Origin of the sequence: Nostoc sp. UHCC 0252 (genome assembly GCF_034931145.1) — a bacterium.
In the GTDB taxonomy this organism is placed as follows: Bacteria; Cyanobacteriota; Cyanobacteriia; order Cyanobacteriales; family Nostocaceae; genus Nostoc.
This window is the reverse complement of sequence record NZ_JAYGHE010000043.1, coordinates 14,538-34,618: the sequence shown is the minus strand read 5'-3', so window position 1 is coordinate 34,618 and position 20,081 is coordinate 14,538. Positions and strand designations below refer to the sequence as shown.

Below are 20,081 nucleotides of genomic sequence, written 5' to 3'. Positions count from 1 at the left end.
AGAATACTCCAAGTAAAAAATGCTCAATTGTCATTGCGAGCGCTCGCAATGACGGGTTTTGGATCATTTACTTTTTGGAACACTCTTAAACAGGGCTAATCCTTAATTCCAAAAAATCTGCCCATAGGTAATTCTAATAAAAAGCTATTGCAACTAAGCTTACAAAGTAACACCTAACTTTATATATAAATTGCTACATGATAGATATCTATATTATTGACCTATTTGTGATTGGTCTACTTTTGCTGATGGTAACATTAGGGTCAGGTTGGATTGCTCGCCTGCCTCTTTCTTTTGCCATTATCTATCTCCTGGTTGGTATTTTGTTAGGGCCTTACGCCTTTGGGCTGATTCAATTACGTCGAGATGAAGTTTTTAACGCTGAAGTGCTGGAAAGAATAACAGAACTTGTAGTAATTATTTCTGTATTTAGCTGCGGCTTAAAAATTGTTCGTCCTTTAAGGTTGGGGGATTGGGGTATCACAGCCCGATTAATTGTATTTCTGATGCCAATTTCAATTATTGCTCTGGCTGTTGTTGGTAAATTGTTTTTAGGGATGAATTGGGGAGAAGCGATTTTATTAGGAGCAATTCTCGCACCTACCGATCCAGTCTTAGCATCAGAAGTACAACTGACTGATATAAATGACCAAGATGAGTTGAGGTTTGGTTTAACTTCTGAAGGTGGGTTAAATGATGCTTTAGCTTTTCCCTTTGTTTATTTTGGCATTCATGCATTAGAAGATGACAACTGGAGCAACTGGTTAAAAGAGTGGATCGCGGTTGATTTAATTTGGGCGATCGCAGCAGCTATTGTTATGGGATTTGTTGTCGCCAAATCTATAGTTTGGATTGAAAAAAGAGTTCAAAAACGCCGTCGTACTGATGAGTTAATGGAAGATTTTATTGCTATCAGCACAATTTTAATAACTTATTCTTTAACAGAAATGGTGAATGGATATGGATTTTTAGCAGTATTTGTTGCTGGCTTAGTTGTCCAACGCAGTTACAGAAATCCTGAAAAACCGCTAGCCCAATTAGAATTTGTTGAGCAAGTTGAAAAACTGCTGGAAGTTGGAACAATTTTACTATTGGGTTCAATATTATTACTTCAGCCAATGCTCAACTATGCTATGCAATCTTTATTAGTAATAATTTTATTATTATTCATAATCCGACCTGTAGGAGTTTGGATTAGCACCATAGGTAAACGCCCTGTAGAATCACACCGCCGAACCTTTCATCCAGTAACTCGTTTCTTATTTGGATGGTTTGGTATTCGTGGTGTCGGCTCTTTATATTATCTCGCTTATGCTTTTGGTCATGGTTTAAAAGGTGAAGCTGCCGAACAAATTGCTTGGATAACTTACACTACTATTGTTGCTTCTGTAATTATACATGGCATTAGTGCAACTCCGTTAATGAAGTGGTATGAGCGCAATATTGCTAATCAGAGAAATGCTACTCCTCCCGCCACAATTGATGAATTTGAATAAAAAATTTTGCAGGGCGCGTTCAGTAAGTCGGCAGAAAAATTTATAACTGTGTAACAAAAACTTAAAAATGGTGTTTAAAGTAAAATTTAACACGTTTTTTATGCAGACTTACGTTGAAAATATCTAAGTTAATTTACTCTAGCCTGAGTTATTTAGAAAAACTAGGGCTACCGATTTGGCTGGATTTGTCTAGCGTTTATAGCGATCGCTAACCCAATTCGCAAGGCTTAGATCCCCGACTTCTTTAAGAAGTCGGGGATCTATATGCTCCGGTTGTCTGTTCGCTAATAATGATTTAATTAAATTATTAACTATGTCTATATTCATAGCTATTTATGCTGAAATAATCTAAATTTCGTAGTACCAAATTTCTTCTTCTCGCACCACAATTCGATGCAGAGAGAGACGAGCAATCAAGCCCTCTTGCTCAAACTGTCCAAGAACACGAGTGATAGTCACACGAGTCGAACCTAGCATTTCCGCCAAATCTTCGTGAGTCAAGCGCATATCTATTAAACGTCCCTTCTCAACTTCCGAACCAAACTTTTTAGATAACCATGCCAACAACTTGATCAGCATGGTATCAACTTTTTTATGGCTACGAATAACCATTAATTCTTGAGCCTGTTGGATATGATTAAGTAGAGTTTCTGCTAGTTGAGTCCACTCCTCTATAGGTAAGACTGTCGCCTCTACTTTAGTTAGGCATTCCATCTGATAAGGTTCTAATTTTGACAAAGACTTACCAACTACATCTCCAGGGCCCCACAATCCCAAAGCGACGGTTGTACCATCTTCCAAATAAGTAAAAGTTCTGACGAAACCCGTTTCAATTCTCCAAAGACTATTTTGATGCTCTGGTAGAAATGACCTACGGGTGAAATTTTCCTTAGTATCATTACTGTTTAAGCCAGTTAAATTTGCATATAAAGATACCATATTTATATTACTATTCTCCGATAAGTTAACCGTAATATTATATTTATATCAGGTTCTAAGAGCATCTGGGCATTTAGAGGGAAGTGGGGAGCAGGGAGCAGGGAGCAGGGAGCAGGGAGCAGGGAGCAGGGGGCAGGGGGCAGGGGGACAAGGGGTGAGAACTTGAAACAAGTCTTTCCCCTTGTCCCCTTGTCCCCTTGTCCTCTTCCCAATTCCCAATTCCCAAAATTAAATTCCCGCACCATCAAGAAAATCGTCAATTATCCCATCAGACTTATTATTCTTAGGATTGTATAGTTGTTCATTACCAAGCTCAGTTGCAGAGAAACTTGATTGTTGCAACTGCTCAAACTCTTTCTCTAAAGCCTTGACACGTTCAAATAAAGCGCGGATGACTTCAGCTTCTACGTCGCGGACTTTATTATGATCTAGAGCATTGCTCCCCGAGTTGTTCTGACGAGTCACACGCCCTGGAATGCCAACTACAGTAGTGTTGCTGGGCACATCTCGCAGCACCACAGAACCGGCTCCAATACGGACGCGATCGCCAATTTCAATATTTCCCAATACCTTCGCACCCGCTCCCACAACTACATGAGAGCCTAAAGTTGGATGGCGTTTGCCGCTTTCTTTGCCAGTTCCGCCAAGGGTGACACCTTGATAAATCAGGGCATAGTCGCCCACGATCGCAGTCTCACCAATCACAACTCCCATACCGTGATCGATAAATACTCCCTGGCCAATTAATGCCCCAGGATGGATTTCAATCCCAGTTAAAAACCTACTAATATGAGAGATGAAGCGAGGTATAAAGGGAATTCCAATTTTATACAGCCAGTGTGCCAATCGATGAAATATTAGAGCTTGGAGTCCAGGGTAACAAAACAATACTTCTAGCCAGTTACGGGCTGCTGGATCGCGCTCAAAAATGGTTCGTAAATCAGTTAGTAGCATACTCTGTTGAGATATTTCGTTGGTGAGCGAGGCTCTGAAAACAGAAACTCAGGATAATTCCCACAAAAAGATGGAGTCATTTATGGGAATTGTGTAGGATAATAAACTACGGTAACTCGATAGAATATAGTACCTTTGTGGCTGCTAAGTGGGATGCTATCACATTCCACACTTTAAGAAAAATTAATTTTGCGTTAACTGCGATAAGTCTCCCAATTCACCGTAGTATGTTGAGTACAGTCTTGAATAGCCAAAACTACGCTCTCTTGGATCTGTCTTCCAAAGTGGAATATGCGCTGCTGGCGCTTTTAGAACTGGCAAGCCACCACGGAAAAAAACTTCCTCTAACCATGAGCGAGATCACTGCCAAGCAACCCATACCTGAACGCTACTTGGAACAAATTTTGACCAACCTCCGGCGGGCTGGTGTGGTGCAGAGTCAACGCGGCTCTAAGGGAGGTTTTGTTTTAGCTCGTGAACCTTGGCAGATTACACTGCTGGAAATTGTCACTTATGTTGAAGGCGAGCGGAAAGAGAAAGATACTTCTGACTCTCGGACTCTAGAAAAGACTTTGGTTTATGAAGTTTGGGAGCAAGTTAACGCTGCCTCAATTGAAGTTTTGGGTCGCTATACACTCCAAGACTTGTGCCAGGAAAGAGAGACTCGCGCACAGCAAAGCCCAATGTATTACATTTAGACACTACGGAGTATTCATCATGCGGATAGCGAAAGATATCACAGAGTTAATCGGACGGACTCCTTTAGTTCAATTAAACAAAATTCCCCAAGCTTCAGGAGCGGTTGCCCGAATTGTGGTGAAGCTAGAAAGCATGAATCCAGCATCTTCTGTGAAAGATCGGATTGGCGCGAGTATGGTGGAAGTGGCGGAAGAAGCAGGCTTGATTCACCCCGGAAAAACTGTTTTAGTAGAGCCAACTTCTGGGAATACAGGAATTGCGTTAGCGATGGTGGCGGCCGCTAAGGGGTACCATCTTATTCTAACGATGCCTGACACAATGAGCCATGAAAGACGATCAATGCTCAAGGCTTATGGCGCTCAAGTAGAGTTAACGCCAGGGGTAGAAGGGATGCGAGGAGCGATCGCTCATGCAGAGGAGATTGTAGCTAAAACGCCCAATGCTTATATGTTGCAGCAGTTCCGCAACCCAGCTAACCCGAAAGTTCACGCCGAAACCACCGCAGAAGAAATCTGGAATGATACGGATGGAGAGGTAGATATTTTGGTTGCGGGAGTGGGTACTGGTGGGACGATTACGGGAGTTTCAGAAGTAATTAAAAAACGGAAACCGAGTTTTCAAGCGATCGCAGTTGAGCCAAGCAATAGCCCAGTATTAGCAGGTGGTAAATCCGGGCCTCACAAAATTCAGGGTATCGGCGCGGGATTTGTCCCAGCAATTTACCGTTCAGAATTGGTAGATGAAGTGATTCAGGTAGCGGATGAGCAAGCGATCACTTACAGCCGTCGTCTAGCAAAAGAAGAAGGATTATTATCGGGGATTTCTACTGGCGCTGCTTTATACGCGGCGATTCAAGTAGCACAACGCCCAGAAAATGCAGGCCGTTTAATCGTCATGATCCAACCTAGCTTCGGCGAACGCTACCTCAGCACCTCACTATTCAAAGATCCAGAGGAAAATGAGTGGTTGAGTAAAGTTTGATTAGATATACCAATTTTAGGTTTTAGGGACTTCTAAAAAATAAATCATCTCGTAGTGGCGTGGCAAGGCTAAATTGTTGCAAAAAAATTTGTAGGTTGGGTTGAGGAACGAAACCCAACACTCCGATCCATGTTGGGTTTCGTTCCTCAACCCAACTTACATCTAATGGACTATTTTAGCCTTGTCACGCCAGTAGGCTAACGCACCTAATTATTTATTAAGGGATGTCTGAAAAGGGTTTGGTTGTGATTATAAGGGATTTCTCAGAAATAATCTAACCACGGAGGCGCAGAGAACGCAGAGAGAGGAGAAATAGAGAAAATATTTGCGTCAGTTTTGGGATATTTTTTATCTAAGAAAGCAGGGGAAAGTTCTCAATACGCTTGGGTTAAGGCTTAACGCTTTGTTCAAAGTAATTTTTTTTAACGAACCGCCAAGGACGCAAAGTACGCAAAGGAAGAAAGAGAAGGAAGAAATGCTTAACTGAAAATGTATTCGGACAGTTATTACTAAACTACTCCTGTCCCCGGTTACTGAGCGAAGCCGAAGTACTGCCTCCTGCCATAATACCAATAACCGCACTTTTACAGACGGACACCACTACCGCAGGAAGATTAAAATCTCTTAACCTTTCGTTACAATGAAAACATCGAGAAGGATGAAAACAAACCTCTCGAAGCTGAAATCAAAGGTGAACGACATGAATGGCACAATTCGCGTTGGTAATCTCTTCGGGATTCCCTTCTATATCCATCCGTCATGGTTTTTAGTTCTGGGTTTAGTAACTTGGAGCTATAGCAGTGGACTGGCGGCACAATTTCCTCAATTATCTGCGGGGTTATCTTTGCTACTGGGATTGATGACAGCGCTGATGTTATTTGCCTCTGTCGTCGCCCATGAACTAGGCCACAGCTTTGTTGCGATGGGTCAAGGTATTGATGTTAAATCCATCACACTGTTTATATTTGGCGGTTTGGCTAGCTTAGAAAAAGAGTCAAAAACCCCAGGTGAGGCTTTCTGGGTAGCGATCGCAGGCCCAATGGTAAGCTTACTGCTATGTGGTATCGTTACAGCTATTGGCGTTACAACTACTGCATCAGGCCCGTTAGCAGCAATTCTTGGTGTTTTAGCTTCTGTTAACTTGGCATTAGCCCTGTTTAACTTGATTCCTGGCTTGCCCCTAGATGGCGGAAATATACTGAAAGCTATCGTTTGGAAAATTACAGGTAATCCTTATAAAGGTGTTACCTTTGCTAGTCGAGTTGGGCAAATCTTTGGTTGGGTAGCAATTCTCTCAGGTGTACTTCCCCTAGTATTATTTGGCAACGCCGGTAACTTCTGGAATTTGTTAATTGGCTTCTTCCTATTGCAAAATGCTGGTAATTCGGCTCAATTTGCCAGAGTTCAAGAAAAACTCACAGGTTTGACTGCTGAAGATGCTGTAACTCAAGATAGCCCGATTGTATCTGCAAATATTAGCCTCAGAGAGTTTGCCGATGAGCGAGTCATCAGTGGGCAAAACTGGCATCGGTTCCTAGTGACTGATGATGATGGACAATTAGTAGGTGCGATCGCAATTGATAATTTACGAAGCGTTCCAACAGCGCTGTGGTCAGAAACTCAAGTAAAAGAAGTCATGCGACCAATTACCGAATCTACCACAGTTCAATCAGATCAGCCTCTGCTGGAAGTCATGCAATTACTCGAACAACAAAAACTATCTGTGCTTCCCGTGATTCGTGAGAATGGCGTTCTAGTTGGAATATTAGAAAAAACTGCAATTATCCAACTACTGCAAAGCCGAACTCAACCTAACCCTGCGTAATAATTACTAATTCGTAATTCATAATTCGTAATTAAAGCTTAGATTCCACTCAGATTAAAGGGAAAGGGATAATAAAACCTTTCCCTTTTTCGCTATTTTGGAATTATATGGAGTTGAGAGCAACAGATAAATTCCCACCTTCTGGCTTCTTGAGCATTTCTGCGGTGATGGCACGTTGCCAAGTTAATTCTTTTGTAGTCTCATCCCAATGCCAGCGTAATAAGTTAGCGGATTGACTCTTAACAATTTCTGGTAAACCAATTGCTTTTCTCGGTGCATTAGTAGCTAAAGCGATCGCACTTTCGACATCACAAATTCCCCACTTCACCAAATTCTGCACTCCCACCAACAAGGGTAAAGTCGTCCCCGACAAAGTGCCATCGGCTAGTCGTGCCGTACCGTTCTTAACTTCAATTTGCCGACTATCCCAAGGATACACGCCATCGGGTAGCCCCAGAGGAGAAAGGGCATCGCTGACGAGAAACAGCCCTTTTTCTTGATAGCTAGCGCGAAGTAAAATTTGCAGCATCATAGGCGAAATATGTTCACCATCAGCAATAAAACCACACATTACATCGGGATGAGTAATTGCTGCCCCTAATAATCCTGGTTCGCGGTGATGTAATGCTGGCATGGCGTTGAAAGCATGAGTTACCATCGTTGCACCCTGATCAAAGGCACGTTGTCCTTGGGCAGATGTTGCCTGAGAATGCCCTAAACTGACAATGATTCCCAGAGAACGCAAATATGGAATTACTTCGCCAGTGAAATCTAACTCCGGTGCTAAAGTGATGACTTTCACAACATGGGCATAATCACCCAAAACGCGCTTTACCTGATCCATTGTCAGAGGTAAGAGATATTCTGCTGGGTGTGCGCCGCGCTTTTGCAGATTCAAAAATGGCCCTTCTAGGTGTACTCCCAAAATCTTTGCACCTGCTGGTTGATCGGGAAGTTCAGCAATAATAGCAAGCGATCGCTGAATATTTTCTACTGAAGTTGTTACAAGTGTTGGTAAAAATCCATCTACCCCAACATCCCACAAAAATTGTGAGATTTTTTGGAGTATATGAGCATTTTCAGCCGTCAATTCGGGAAATGCCAAACCCAACGCACCGTTAATTTGCAAATCAACGCCGCCTAGAGAAATCCAGTCAGCTGCTACATCTAGTAGGGACGTACATCTGTGCATCTCTACCGTACCCATTGGCAAGATTTCCTCAATTATGCCCTCTTGATTAACCAAGAGCATCTGCAAATCTTTGTAACCAGGCACTCTAGCATTGATAATATCTACAGAATTTCGTATTGCTTGGGTCATCACACTGGCGAGAAGAGAAATAAATCTAGATTTTAGATGCAACAAACATCAATCAATTAAAACATGAGATGATAATCGGCATAACCTAGCTTCCATAAGCTAGCTCAAATAATTTTGAATTTTAAATTTTGAATTTTTAATTATTATGACTCCCTTAGTTGGTATTATCATGGGCAGCGATTCTGATTTGCCCACCATGAAAGACGCGATCGCAGTTTGTGAAGAATTTGGCGTTGAAAGCGAAGTGGCGATCGTTTCTGCTCACCGTACCCCAGAACGGATGGTGCAATACGCTCAACTTGCACACCAGCGCGGTATTAAGGTAATTATTGCCGGTGCTGGTGGTGCTGCTCATCTGCCGGGAATGGTAGCGTCTTTAACTCCACTTCCTGTTATCGGTGTTCCTGTACCCACCCGTAACTTACAAGGTGTAGATTCTTTGTATTCTATTTTACAAATGCCTGCGGGTATCCCTGTGGCAACAGTGGCGATCGGTAATGCCAAAAATGCCGGACTTTTAGCAGTCCAAATCCTCGCAACTCAGCAACCAGAATTACTAGAAAAAGTGCAACAATATCGCAAAACCTTATGTGAATCAGTAGTTGCAAAGCAAGAAAAACTAGAACAACTAGGCTATGAGCAATATTTACAACAGATGCTTTAATAAAAATTAACACCAGAGCCGTAGGAGAGCAGAGAAAGAGAAAGTTTTTTCCCTCTGTCCCATGACAAATGACAAATAACAAATGACTAACCAAACTATTCGCATTATTGCCCGTATTATTGCTTTGCCTAACAAAGTAGAAGAACTAAAAGCTGTACTGTTGGAAATCATTGAGCCAACTCATCACGAAGCAGGTGTGATCGAGTATAAACTTTTGCAAAACCAGGACGAACCAACAGACTTTACTTTTGTAGAGGAGTGGACTTCTCAAGAAGCCCTGAATACTCATCTAGATTCACCCCATTTGCAAGCGGTAGCAGCTAAACTCGAAGGTTTAGTGAGTGCTGCACCAGATATCCGTTACTACCATCTTTTGGCATAGTGTCATGTTGCTAACTATGAAGTAGGCTCTTTATTGTTGGGGATAATTTGGAATATCTCAGCCCTAAATTCCAACATTGAAGCGATCGCTCCAGAATCAAAGCAGCATTCTGAAGTATCTTGATTCTGAGAACTTAGTCAAAAATTGAGAGCTACAACATCCATGTGTCAATTGCTCGGAATGAATTGCAATGTTCCAACGGATATTTGCTTTTCTTTTGAAGGGTTTTCTGCACGGGGAGGAAAAACGGATGATCATAGCGATGGTTGGGGCATTGCTTTCTTTGAAGGAAAGGGATGTCGAATGTTTTTAGATGCCCAACCTTCTATTGCTTCTCCGGTAGCGGAGTTTGTTCGGAGTTATCCCATCCACTCAACCCATGTCATAGCCCATATCCGTAAAGCTACTCAGGGTGAAGTTGCCCTACACAACTGCCATCCTTTCCGCAGAGAATTATGGGGTCAATATTGGGTATTTGCCCACAATGGTAATTTGCCAGATTTTGATCCAGAAAATTTGGGTTTTTATCAAGCCGTAGGTGATACAGATAGTGAAAAAGCATTCTGTATGATCCTAGAAACATTGCGATCGCGCTTTCCTGGGGGTAAACCTAACATCAAGGAACTGTACCCTGTGCTGCAAGAAATTACTGCTGTAATTGCAAAGTTGGGTATATTTAATTACTTATTATCAGATGGAATCCACTTTTTTGCTTATTGTTCAACCAAACTCAGCTACATTGTCCGCCAAGCGCCCTTTGCAGCTGCCCATTTGATTGATCAAGATATGACTGTAGATTTTCGGGAAGTGACTACCGAACGCGATCGCGTCGCTGTCATTGCTACTACACCTCTCACTGACAACGAAGTTTGGACACAAATCCAACCGGGAGAATTACTAGTTTTTCAGGACGGTTTGCCCACGAAATATGCATTTACTTAAGAATGTGATCCTGTGGGCTAATTCAGAAATTCATCAGAAAATTTCCCATTTAGATACTTTCTAGATGGGTTTTGTTTTTCATAAATAAATTCTGCGTTCCTTGGGTAAATATTGCGGTTTATTCTCTAGCAAGTTGCTTGATATACAAGTAGCCGATTGTGATGACAACTTGATAGTTGAAAATAAAAGCATTGTAATTTTTCATAGAACTGGTAAAATCACCATATTGTCGATAAAGAATATGAGGTTTTTTGGTGTTTATAACTAGATACATGGAATCATCCAGTATGATAAACATCATATAGCTGTATTCCTATCAATTATTTGTAGATTTAGCGGAGGAAATAGAATGAGCTTGTGGCAACGCCCACTGAAAGGATTACAAGCGATGTCTTACGACAAGCTGCGTCGCATCTACGCTGAACGTAGAACATATCGGTTCAGACTAAATTCGCTTAAAAGCTTTGTATCACTCTTCTTAGTAGGTACTGTATTGAGTGTGGCGCTTGCCGCCTGCTCCGGTGGAGGAAATGGGAGTAATGTTTCCTCTGAAACCCCTAGTGCTAGTCCTGTGGCTGCAAGCAAAGATAATGTTGAAATAACCCTCGTATCGTTTGCTGTCACCAAAGCGGCTCATGAAGCAATTATCCCTAAGTTTGTAGAACAGTGGAAAAAAGATCACAACCAAACTGTCGTCTTTAGGCAAAGCTATGGCGGATCTGGCTCCCAAACTCGTGCCGTTATCGATGGTTTGGAAGCAGATATTGTCCACCTGGCACTAGCTGGAGACACCCAAAAGATTGAGAAGGCTGGATTAATTCAACCAGGATGGGAGAAAGAACTTCCCAATAATGCGATCGTCTCCAAATCTGTAGCGGCGCTAATAACTCGTTCAGGTAATCCAAAAGGTATCAAAACCTGGGAAGATTTGGCGACAGGTGATGTAAAAATGATTACTGCTGATCCGAAAACGTCAGGCATTGCTCGCTGGAATTTTTTGGCACTTTGGAACTCTGTAATTAAAACCGGTGGTGATGAAGCTAAAGCTACAGAATTTCTCACCAAGGTTTACAATAACGTCCCAATCTTGACCAAAGATGCACGGGAAGCTACTGATGCATTTGCCAAGCAGGGCCAAGGGGATGTCTTGATTAACTACGAAAACGAAGTTATTCTGGCACAACAAAAAGGCGAAAAAGTTGACTATATCGTTCCCGATGTGAACATATCTATCGACAACCCGATCGCAGTGGTAGATAAAAATGTCGATAAGCACGGCAACCGCGAAGTTGCTGAAGGTTTTGTCAAATTCCTCTATACTCCAGAAGCACAAGAAGAGTTTGTAAAATTAGGATTCAGACCTGCAAATGAGGAAGTAGCCCAAACTAAAGCAGCTACAGATAAATTTCCCAAGGTGAAAACTTTGGGTACAGTTTCAGACTTTGGCGGTTGGGAAGCAATTGATCAGAAGTTTTTCACAGACGGGGGTGTATTTGATAAAATTCAAGCTCAAAAGAGACGGTAACTAAATAATTTGTAATTCGTAATAGAGCCTCCGGCACGCTACGCGGTTTTCATGCCCAAAGGGCTGTACGTAATTCGTAGTTCGTATGTGGGCAAGTCCTCTAGGAATTACGGATTAACAATTATGAATACTGACAAAATTTCTTTTAAATTGTAAATTTTGAATTTTGAATTCGGAGCGAAGCGACGTGACGACTGTATCTCCTTCTTTGGAAGTTCAACGCAAAACGCCATTATGGAAAAAATTGGGGCGGGTTCCCTGGACTTGGCGAATCACCATTGGATACTTGACAGTGATGTTGTTTATCCCCGTAGTTGCCATGTTCCTGAAAGCGAGTACGGAACCTCCGGCGAGATTTTGGGCGATCGCAACCAGTGATATTGCCTTAGCCACCTACAATGTCACTTTTGTTACAGCAATATTTGCTGCCTTACTCAATGGCGTATTTGGTACTCTCATTGCTTGGGTTCTAGTTCGCTACGACTTTCCCTTCAAACGGGTGATCGATGCCACAGTGGATTTACCATTTGCCCTACCAACATCGGTAGCAGGGTTAACACTGGCAACAGTTTACAGTAATAATGGCTGGATAGGTTCACTATTAGCACCTTTAGGAATTCAGATATCTTTCAGCCGAACGGGAGTAGCGGTGGCAATGATATTTATCTCACTACCTTTTATTGTGAGAACTGTGCAACCGGTGCTTCAGGAAATGGAACATGAAATTGAAGAAGCCGCCTGGTGTCTGGGTGCTTCCCAATGGCAGACATTCTGGAAAGTGATTTTGCCACCCTTATTTCCAACAATTTTAACTGGTGTTGCCTTGGGTTTCTCCCGTGCGGTTGGAGAATATGGGTCAACTGTAATTATTTCTTCCAATACGCCCTATCAAGATTTGATCGCACCTGTGCTGATTTTCCAACGGTTGGAGCAGTATGACTATTCTGGTGCAACAGTAATTGGCATAGTTTTACTATCAATTTCGTTGGTATTGCTATTGGCAATTAATTTTTTACAAGCATGGGCAAGGCGATATGACAGTTGATAAGCCAAGTTTTCACTCATCTGCATCTGATACAGATACAGCCAAGGCTAAAGAACAGAAGAGTTGGGTTCCAATAATTTTAATTGGGATAGCGATCGCCTATTTAGCCCTAGTTCAATACATCCCTGCGATCAACGTTTTTTTTCAAGCCTTCAGCAAAGGATTTGGGCCATTTCTGTCCAACCTGACGCGACCAGATTTTCTCAGTGCAGTTTGGTTGACATTTTTGCTGGCTTTGATTTCTCTGCCTGTGAATACTGTATTTGGTCTATGTGCAGCTTGGGCGATCGCTCGTCATAAATTTCCAGGACGCGCCATAGTTTTAAGCATTATTGACTTGCCCTTTTCCATCTCGCCTGTAGTCGCAGGATTGATGCTTGTACTACTTTATGGACGGCAAGGGTGGTTTGGCCCTTGGCTGCAAGCTCATGATATCAAGATAATCTTTGCCTTTCCAGGTATGCTGCTAGCCACAGCCTTTGTGAGTATGCCCTTTGTGGCGCGAGAAGTAATTCCTGTTTTAGAGGAATTTGGTAAAGATCAAGAAGAAGCTGCAAGAACTCTCGGTGCAAAAGATTGGCAGATATTTTGGCGCGTCACCTTACCTAGCATCCGTTGGGGCTTACTCTACGGTTTAATTTTGACCAACGCCAGAGCAATGGGTGAATTCGGTGCAGTTTCGGTGGTATCTGGCAACATTGCTGGCCAAACCCAGAGCTTACCACTGTTTGTAGAAGATGCTTACAAACAGTATGAAACCGAAGCTGCTTTTTCTGCGGCAGTACTGTTAGCGTTGCTAGCAGTAGTAACCTTAGTGCTGAAAGAGATTTTAGAACGCAAAACCAGCATTAAAGATGTTGAATAGTTAGTTTTGGGAATTGGGAATTGGGAAGAGGACAAGGGGACAAGGGGAAAGACTTGTTTCAAGTTCTCACCCCTTGTCCCCCTGCCCCCTGCCCCCTACTTCCTCTGTCTTCAACAATCTCCAATCCCCTTGATGATCATAATCATGGCTAATGACAATACACTTATCAATAAAAGGATTCGATTAAGAATTCCCAAGGACTATCACCAGGAACCTGTAATTTCTCGCCTGGTGTCTGACTATGGGCTGACTGTGAATATTACCGCAGCAATTTTAGGAGCTAATGCCGTTGGTGATGGTTGGTTTGATCTTGAATTAAAAGGAACAGATGCACAAATTCAGAGCGCTCTAACCTATCTTCAAGAATTAGAGTTAGAAGTGTGGGATGACACTAAACCAACTGATTGGTAAAGCTTATGGATTATCACTAACCAGCAACAATTTTGTAGTTGTTTAATTGTAATCGGAATTAGCGTGCTATCACTAAATGGTACAGTTTGTGAGGTGCTATTTTTAGCATCTCACATTCAATTTTTCATGCACAACTTCAATCATTGTGGCAAATTTTATTAAACTACCTCTTGTTGCTTTTGAGTAAGATACATTGCAATTCCTTTTTCGTAGTAAGCGGCTTCATTAATAAAAATAGGATAAACAGTAAACGCTCCCTCATATAAAATATCTTTTCCTTCAAAAGTCATAAACATTGGATCCCCTGGATTCAAAGGTTCATAATCCTTAAACTGAAGGTGAGGGTGAATCATGGCTTGAATCTCCCCGTGTTCGGTTCTAGGATAATCAATAGTTTCAATGTATTGATAAAATGTAAGCGTGTTATTTATTTGCGGAATATTACCTTGGTTGCAACCTTCCAAATAATCTAAAATTCCATAGATAAGCTGTTCTGTTTGCTGAAATAATTCGGAATTTAAGATATTCTGAGCCACCGCGCCAACTTCTATAACAAAACCCAATTCGCACAAAGAACGGAGAAAACCACCTTCTCTAGATTGTGGATTTACAAAAACCTTTACCATCGGATTTATCGAAGTCAAATAAGCGCCTAACCGAAGTAAGAAAGGATGCATGTCACAAAAAATTAGACTTAACCCCATGTTGGCAGTTGTGCTGTGCAAATCAACAATTACGTCTACAAAGGGTTGATTTTGCGGTTGGAGTATCTGTTGAATTGCTCTGGCTCGCATATCTTCATAACTTGAGAGTTGAAGATTTTGTAAGCTTTGATTAGTAAAGCAACGGTTTAAATCCTTGTCAATGTATCGTTTACCTTCTTCAATAGCTTTGAGATTACCAAGTAATGCCAGAGTTTCAAAACTCGATCTATTGATTAAATTTGGATGCTGCTGAAATCTTTTAACTAGATGTACTCCTGTTAACTCATTACCGTGGTTTCCTCCAACGATCGCAACTCGTTCAATCTGACTCATAACAACCTCACTGGCTCCCCTACGGTTATTGAGAATAGTGCAAGATACAAGATAGAAGTATAACTGCTGCTGACTAAATCTTGTAAAAGACTGACGCAATGTCTACGACGGGCTACGCCTACGCTACAAGTTCAAGCCAAAATGTGATAACTGTTAAGCTGTTGGTTTTAGCACAAAAGGGGAGGAAATTTATGGAGTATAATTTTCGAGCGTTCGCTGAACTTTACAAAAATGCTCTCCTCAACGACGTACTTCCATTTTGGGAAAAATATTCTCTCGATTGGCAGCAAGGCGGCTATTTCACCTGCCTCGATCGCAAAGGTAAAATTTATGATACGGACAAATTCATTTGGCTGCAAAACCGCCAGGTGTGGACTTTTTCTATGCTTTACAACCAGCTAGAAAAGCGTGAAAATTGGCTAAAAATCGCCAGCAACGGCGCTAATTTTCTCGCCCAACATGGCAGAGATGGCGATGGTAACTGGTATTTTGCCCTCACCAGTGACGGGAAACCACTGGTTGAGCCTTACAATATCTTTTCTGATTGCTTTGCGGCGATGGCATTTAGTAAATATGCACTCGCTAGCGGCGAAGAATGGGCAAAGGATGTAGCAATGCAAGCTTATAACAACGTATTACGCCGCAAAGATAACCCGAAGGGCAAATATAATAAAACCTATCCAGGCACACGCCCGATGAAATCATTGGCTGTACCGATGATTTTAGCTAACCTGACTCTAGAAATGGAATGGTTGCTACCAAAGGAAACACTAGAGAATGTCTTAGCTGAAACTGTCCGCGAAGTGATGACCGACTTTCTCGACCAAGAACGGGGGCTAATGTACGAAAACGTTGCCCCTGATGGTTCCCACATTGATTGTTTTGAGGGAAGGCTGATTAATCCAGGTCACGGTATCGAAGCGATGTGGTTTATTATGGACATCGCGCGTCGCCAAAACGATACCAAAACTATTAATCAAGCTGTTGATGTGGTGTTAAACATCCTGAATTTTGCTTGGGATAGCGAGTACGGCGGATTGTATTATTTTATGGATGCAGATGGTCATCCCCCACAACAATTGGAATGGGATCAAAAACTGTGGTGGGTTCACCTAGAGTCTTTGGTTGCATTAGCGATGGGCTATCGCCTAACCGGGCGTGAGGTGTGTTGGGAATGGTATCAAAAAATGCACGATTACACTTGGTCACACTTTGCTGATTCAGAATACGGTGAATGGTTTGGCTATCTCAATCGGCGTGGAGAAGTATTATTGAACCTCAAAGGTGGCAAATGGAAAGGATGTTTTCATGTACCGCGTGCATTGTACCTTTGTTGGCAGCAATTTGATGCATTGTGATGCCTGCGGCGGTAAACAACGCAGTCAGTTTAATCTTTGCTAGCGTACAAATACTATTGAAAAGAGTAAATCACAAACTAAATTCTGCTGCGCCATCCTCATCCACATCTGCATCCTTACCCGCGATCGCTAGTTCAATTTTTATCAAATCAAAGGTGGGTATCATTTCAACCTATGCGATGGTCGCTTTGCGAACCGGCGAAGCCATCGCGCCATTCACAACTAATATTACAGCATACAGAAGGTTTTGAGTCCGTCAAATTTTAGCTAAAATGTACTAGTACCATGATTTATTAGCGATCGCTTAAGTTCCTTAACGCAACCCATTATGTTACAAACAATTCAAGGAATATACAGGAACGGCAAAATCGAATTAGCTGAAGTGCCACAAAACATTACTGAAAGCCAAGTTTTTGTAACTTTTTTAACTTCTAAATCAGTCAGTTTAGATAGTCAGCTTATGGCTTTTGGTATGTTTTCAGGTTCTCAGCAATCCACTGAGTCTGATTTCAAAGATGCTGAGTTTCATGGCGATGCTGACGAGGCTCTGAGTTAGACATGAATCTATCAACATGAAATATATACTTGATACCCATGCTCTAATCTGGTTTTTAGAAGGTAATTTTCGTTTAAGCCCTATTGTAAAAGCTATTCTTTCCGATGCAACTAGTGAATTAATTTTGCCCGCGATCGCTTTGGCGGAGTCGGTATGGATCGTTAGTCGTGGTAAAACTTCGATTCCTTCTGTTGATGCCTTGTTAAAGGTTGTAAAGAATGATAGACGAGTTTTTATACATCCACTGGATTTTGATGTCATTGAAAAAAGTGTAGAACTAACCTCTATCAATGAAATGCATGATCGCCAAATTGTATCAACAGCTTTAGTTGTAGAGAGTCAAGGAAATCAAGTAGCTTTATTAACTTGCGATCAAAATATTTTTGCTGCAAAGTTGGTAACAATTATTTGGTAATTATTTTGCTTTGCGATCGCTATTTCAATTTTCATCAAGTCAAAGGCAGGAATCATTTCAACCTATGCGATCGCCTCTGAAGTTAGAAAAGTCTATTTAACAGAGGGAAGCTTTAGTTCGATGCCTACTTTGTTACCTAGATCAATAACATTGTTTGCAAAATCTGTCATACCTGCGATCGGGGCAGCGACTAGAGTACCAGCAGCTATTGCAGCTAGTAGACGCTTTTTAAGTTCGGGTAAATTGCGTTCTTTTTCTGGCTTTTGAATTTCTACTTCTACATGATCAATATTACTGATGATGTTTTTGCGGATTTCTGGTGGAAATTGGGCGGCAGTTTGGCGCAGGTTGCTGATGATTTGCATTAGTTCTTCTACGCTTGCGCCGCTTGTTTGATTAAGGTTGGTTACTGTGGCTTGGGCTTGGTTTTGAGCGACAAATCCAATAGTTGCGTCTTTGAAGTCATTTTGGTTTTTATCACCCTGAATTTTATCACCTTGGATTTTATCACCTGCAACGTTATCGCCTTTGCCGAATTGATTGATGTTGTTAGACATAGTTTTTAGGGGTTTGTAATGGAGTTTTAGGAGTTGATGGGCTGGTAAGGCTTGCATAGCGTATGTTTGACCGTCATCATCGCTAAATTCTACTTCGTATATTTCGGGGGCGAGGATTTCGACGATGGTTCCTACTTGACCTGCAAGGAGATTATATTCGGATAAGGGAGTTTTAAGAGCAACAATATCTAATAAACTCAGTTTGTTTGGGGTCGCAAACATGGGCATTACCTCAAAATATAGCAACTAATGAGACGGGGAAAATCTTCGGTGGGGCGGACGATCCAAGTTGTGCGGATGTTAGCAGTGTTTTGGTTGCGGGTGATAGGGAAATCGACGATGTAGCGTTGACCATATTCATCTAACAGGCTGGGAATATACTAATTCAAAGTTGGTTAACTTCATCCTGTTTTATCGCCTTCGACCCGATCGCCACCAAAATTATCGCCTTCTCCATGTTGGTTAAAGGTTTTAGAACGGCGATCGCTAACATTGACATGAACTGTAAGAGGTGAGTCGTCTCCTTCTATATCAATAAATCGATTGTCTTTTGACTTTCTTTGACGTATTCCAATGTCTTCATAACCATCTAAAAGTTGACGCAAATCGAGTTTGAGCTTGAGTTCACCAATAACTTTATGGGTTTCTCCCATTTCTTCAAGTCCGAGTAGTTCTGAGTATTTGAGCGGATCGTAGTCGGGATAGTTGGGGACGGGAACCCATTCGGTGATTTCAAGGTTGGGAAGACTTTTGTGGATTCTTTTGAAGACATCGCGGAGGATGCCGAGAAATAAGCGACGGGTTTCTTTGCGTCCGCTAATGGTGATGAAGATTTTTTTGTCTTCGGGATCGGCTTTGATCCGAGCGATGTTGTAGATTTCGTTGTTTTCTTGATATTGCAGCATTACGCCACTGCGCCAATAGATTTGCTTATGGATTTTTTCGTGGGTGTTGACGATGAAGCGGGAAATGATGCTTTCGGGGAGAACTTTGTAATGGTATTGAAATTCAAGGATTTCGCCGTGGAGTTCTGTTTCGTCTGGTTGGTCTTTAGGCAGAAGTCCCGCAATTAGAAATTGTGGTGGGTAACATTCTAGTGCAAAGCCAAGCTCGAATTCCTTCATTAGTTCGATCAGATAACCATGACGCTCGGTCGGGTAGCGCTCTGGATTGAGGATGCGGGTGAGATCGGTAGGGGTGAAAATGCCTTTGGTTTTAATTTTGAGGGTTTCATCGCTCAGGAGCGCGTAAATGCCTTCTGTCACCCAGTTGGGTTTGAGAACGTTGGTATTTTTGAGGATGGGATGCTCGCGGAAGTTGAGAACTAAGCCAAGCCGATGGAGGAGATCAATGAGTTGATCTTGATTTTGTTCTTCAGGAATCTTGTTTTCGTGGCAGATGCCGATGTAGCGGTTGTAGGTGATGAAATCTTGGGGCATGGATTCGAGTTGTTGTTTAACCTCAAACCATGTCAGGGGTAGAAGGTCGTAGACTTCTTTGAGGTTGCCGACTTGCTGGAAAATGGCGGTGCGAAGTTCATCAATGCCGATATTGTCTTGGCAGGAGGTTTCGATAATCGCTTGGATGTTAGGATATTTTTCGCGTAATGCCTTGCGGTTGATGTCGAGGGGTTGTTCGTCTTTTTTGTTGCCAACGATAATCACGGGGGACTCTCCGCCGAAGCTTTCGATTAGTTTCAGCCAATATTCGATGCGGTTTTCTTCTTCGCTGGTGCGACAATTACAGACTAAGAGATAGAGGCTGCGCTTAGTTAGAAAAAACTGATGGGTGGCATGATAAATTTCCTGTCCCCCAAAATCCCAAACATTGAGGCGGATGTCTTTGCTATTGACCTGCACGTTCCAAGTTTCTACATTGAGTCCATCGGTTTGGGGTTGATTTTTGTCATATTTATCGCGGATTAGTCGCTCAATGAGGGATGTTTTGCCGACGCTACCTTGTCCGATGAGCAATAATTTGGCTTCGTGTAATGGTCGAGTCTCACTTGTGCGAATTTGCCTCAAGTAATTCAAAATCTTTTTTGCATCTTTTGAATTAAGAATTTCTAATGGAATATTGGTAATTTTATTGCCACTGAGGTGAAGCTGC

The 20,081-nt window shown here is 42.0% G+C and carries 23 protein-coding genes; 14 read left to right on the top strand and 9 right to left on the bottom strand.

Features of this window, described 5'->3' with window-relative positions:
• Positions 1 to 197: 197 nt before the first annotated feature.
• Positions 198 to 1,496: a sodium:proton antiporter gene (locus VB732_RS21965; RefSeq protein ID WP_323233020.1), complete on the top strand. Its 1,299-nt coding sequence runs from the start codon at positions 198 to 200 to the stop codon at positions 1,494 to 1,496.
• A gap of 189 nt (positions 1,497 to 1,685) precedes the next feature.
• On the opposite strand, the gene VB732_RS21960 is transcribed toward VB732_RS21965, so the two are convergent.
• The 3 genes from VB732_RS21960 to cysE all read right to left on the bottom strand — a co-directional run bounded on the left by VB732_RS21960 (position 1,686) and on the right by cysE (position 3,389).
• Positions 1,686 to 1,823 carry a hypothetical protein gene (locus tag VB732_RS21960; protein WP_323233019.1) on the bottom strand — a complete coding sequence of 46 codons (138 nt, stop codon included), beginning with the start codon at positions 1,821 to 1,823 and terminating at the stop codon, positions 1,686 to 1,688.
• 21 nt (positions 1,824 to 1,844) lie between these two features.
• Positions 1,845 to 2,435 (bottom strand): Crp/Fnr family transcriptional regulator, encoded by a 591-nt coding sequence (locus VB732_RS21955; protein WP_323233018.1) that lies wholly within the window; start codon positions 2,433 to 2,435, stop codon positions 1,845 to 1,847.
• A gap of 228 nt (positions 2,436 to 2,663) precedes the next feature.
• Positions 2,664 to 3,389: a serine O-acetyltransferase gene (gene cysE / locus VB732_RS21950; protein WP_323233017.1), complete on the bottom strand. Its 726-nt coding sequence runs from the start codon at positions 3,387 to 3,389 to the stop codon at positions 2,664 to 2,666.
• Positions 3,390 to 3,616: 227 nt separating this feature from the next.
• Between cysE and VB732_RS21945 the strand changes: the two genes are divergently transcribed.
• From VB732_RS21945 to VB732_RS21935, 3 genes are all read left to right on the top strand, one after another.
• Positions 3,617 to 4,087 (top strand): Rrf2 family transcriptional regulator, encoded by a 471-nt coding sequence (locus VB732_RS21945; RefSeq protein ID WP_323233016.1) that lies wholly within the window; start codon positions 3,617 to 3,619, stop codon positions 4,085 to 4,087.
• A 19-nt stretch (positions 4,088 to 4,106) separates the two neighbouring features.
• Positions 4,107 to 5,069, top strand: coding sequence for a cysteine synthase A (gene cysK / locus VB732_RS21940; RefSeq protein ID WP_323233015.1), 963 nt, complete (start codon positions 4,107 to 4,109; stop codon positions 5,067 to 5,069).
• Between the two features lie 700 nt (positions 5,070 to 5,769).
• A complete protein-coding gene (locus VB732_RS21935; protein ID WP_323233014.1) occupies positions 5,770 to 6,894 on the top strand; it encodes a site-2 protease family protein in 1,125 nt (374 codons plus the stop codon).
• Positions 6,895 to 6,997: 103 nt separating this feature from the next.
• Here the strand turns inward: VB732_RS21935 and nagA are convergent, their stop codons facing one another.
• Entirely contained in the window at positions 6,998 to 8,215 is a 1,218-nt protein-coding gene (nagA, locus tag VB732_RS21930) for an N-acetylglucosamine-6-phosphate deacetylase (RefSeq protein ID WP_323233013.1), read from the bottom strand.
• 145 nt (positions 8,216 to 8,360) lie between these two features.
• On the opposite strand from nagA, the gene purE reads away from it, so the two are divergent.
• The 3 genes from purE (at position 8,361) to VB732_RS21915 (ending at position 10,203) form a co-directional block, all read left to right on the top strand.
• The gene (purE, locus tag VB732_RS21925) at positions 8,361 to 8,879 is read left to right on the top strand and encodes a 5-(carboxyamino)imidazole ribonucleotide mutase (protein ID WP_323233012.1); all 519 of its coding nucleotides are present in this window, start codon (positions 8,361 to 8,363) and stop codon (positions 8,877 to 8,879) included.
• An 82-nt stretch (positions 8,880 to 8,961) separates the two neighbouring features.
• Complete coding sequence (locus VB732_RS21920) at positions 8,962 to 9,261, top strand: putative quinol monooxygenase (protein WP_323233011.1); 300 nt, start codon at positions 8,962 to 8,964, stop codon at positions 9,259 to 9,261.
• 162 nt (positions 9,262 to 9,423) lie between these two features.
• Positions 9,424 to 10,203, top strand: coding sequence for a class II glutamine amidotransferase (locus VB732_RS21915; RefSeq protein WP_323233010.1), 780 nt, complete (start codon positions 9,424 to 9,426; stop codon positions 10,201 to 10,203).
• A 118-nt stretch (positions 10,204 to 10,321) separates the two neighbouring features.
• On the opposite strand, the gene VB732_RS21910 is transcribed toward VB732_RS21915, so the two are convergent.
• Complete coding sequence (locus tag VB732_RS21910) at positions 10,322 to 10,504, bottom strand: hypothetical protein (protein WP_323233009.1); 183 nt, start codon at positions 10,502 to 10,504, stop codon at positions 10,322 to 10,324.
• A gap of 48 nt (positions 10,505 to 10,552) precedes the next feature.
• Here VB732_RS21910 and VB732_RS21905 point away from each other — a divergent pair, with 48 nt between their 5' ends.
• The 4 genes from VB732_RS21905 (at position 10,553) to VB732_RS21890 (ending at position 14,049) form a co-directional block, all read left to right on the top strand.
• On the top strand, positions 10,553 to 11,728 hold the full coding sequence (locus VB732_RS21905; RefSeq protein ID WP_323233008.1) for a sulfate ABC transporter substrate-binding protein: 1,176 nt from the start codon (positions 10,553 to 10,555) through the stop codon (positions 11,726 to 11,728).
• A gap of 187 nt (positions 11,729 to 11,915) precedes the next feature.
• Positions 11,916 to 12,773, top strand: coding sequence for a sulfate ABC transporter permease subunit CysT (cysT, locus tag VB732_RS21900; protein ID WP_416235767.1), 858 nt, complete (start codon positions 11,916 to 11,918; stop codon positions 12,771 to 12,773).
• Complete coding sequence (gene cysW, locus VB732_RS21895) at positions 12,763 to 13,638, top strand: sulfate ABC transporter permease subunit CysW (protein ID WP_323233007.1); 876 nt, start codon at positions 12,763 to 12,765, stop codon at positions 13,636 to 13,638. The genes cysT and cysW overlap by 11 nt, the downstream gene beginning before the upstream one ends.
• 144 nt (positions 13,639 to 13,782) lie before the next feature.
• Positions 13,783 to 14,049: an NIL domain-containing protein gene (locus VB732_RS21890; RefSeq protein WP_323233006.1), complete on the top strand. Its 267-nt coding sequence runs from the start codon at positions 13,783 to 13,785 to the stop codon at positions 14,047 to 14,049.
• Between the two features lie 158 nt (positions 14,050 to 14,207).
• On the opposite strand, the gene VB732_RS21885 is transcribed toward VB732_RS21890, so the two are convergent.
• Positions 14,208 to 15,086 carry an aspartoacylase gene (locus VB732_RS21885; RefSeq protein WP_323233005.1) on the bottom strand — a complete coding sequence of 293 codons (879 nt, stop codon included), beginning with the start codon at positions 15,084 to 15,086 and terminating at the stop codon, positions 14,208 to 14,210.
• Between the two features lie 191 nt (positions 15,087 to 15,277).
• Here VB732_RS21885 and VB732_RS21880 point away from each other — a divergent pair, with 191 nt between their 5' ends.
• From VB732_RS21880 to VB732_RS21870, 3 genes are all read left to right on the top strand, one after another.
• Positions 15,278 to 16,444 carry an AGE family epimerase/isomerase gene (locus tag VB732_RS21880; protein WP_323233004.1) on the top strand — a complete coding sequence of 389 codons (1,167 nt, stop codon included), beginning with the start codon at positions 15,278 to 15,280 and terminating at the stop codon, positions 16,442 to 16,444.
• Positions 16,445 to 16,772: 328 nt separating this feature from the next.
• Positions 16,773 to 17,000 carry a hypothetical protein gene (locus tag VB732_RS21875; RefSeq protein WP_323233003.1) on the top strand — a complete coding sequence of 76 codons (228 nt, stop codon included), beginning with the start codon at positions 16,773 to 16,775 and terminating at the stop codon, positions 16,998 to 17,000.
• A 16-nt stretch (positions 17,001 to 17,016) separates the two neighbouring features.
• The gene (locus VB732_RS21870; RefSeq protein ID WP_323233002.1) at positions 17,017 to 17,415 is read left to right on the top strand and encodes a type II toxin-antitoxin system VapC family toxin; all 399 of its coding nucleotides are present in this window, start codon (positions 17,017 to 17,019) and stop codon (positions 17,413 to 17,415) included.
• A gap of 92 nt (positions 17,416 to 17,507) precedes the next feature.
• Here the strand turns inward: VB732_RS21870 and VB732_RS21865 are convergent, their stop codons facing one another.
• The 3 genes from VB732_RS21865 to VB732_RS21860 all read right to left on the bottom strand — a co-directional run.
• Entirely contained in the window at positions 17,508 to 18,194 is a 687-nt protein-coding gene (locus VB732_RS21865) for a DUF4926 domain-containing protein (RefSeq protein WP_323233001.1), read from the bottom strand.
• Between the two features lie 5 nt (positions 18,195 to 18,199).
• Positions 18,200 to 18,340 carry a DUF6883 domain-containing protein gene (locus VB732_RS36020; protein WP_416235768.1) on the bottom strand — a complete coding sequence of 47 codons (141 nt, stop codon included), beginning with the start codon at positions 18,338 to 18,340 and terminating at the stop codon, positions 18,200 to 18,202.
• A gap of 33 nt (positions 18,341 to 18,373) precedes the next feature.
• Positions 18,374 to 20,081 (bottom strand): COR domain-containing protein (locus tag VB732_RS21860; RefSeq protein ID WP_323233000.1); only part of this gene is annotated, 1,708 nt, incomplete at its 5' end.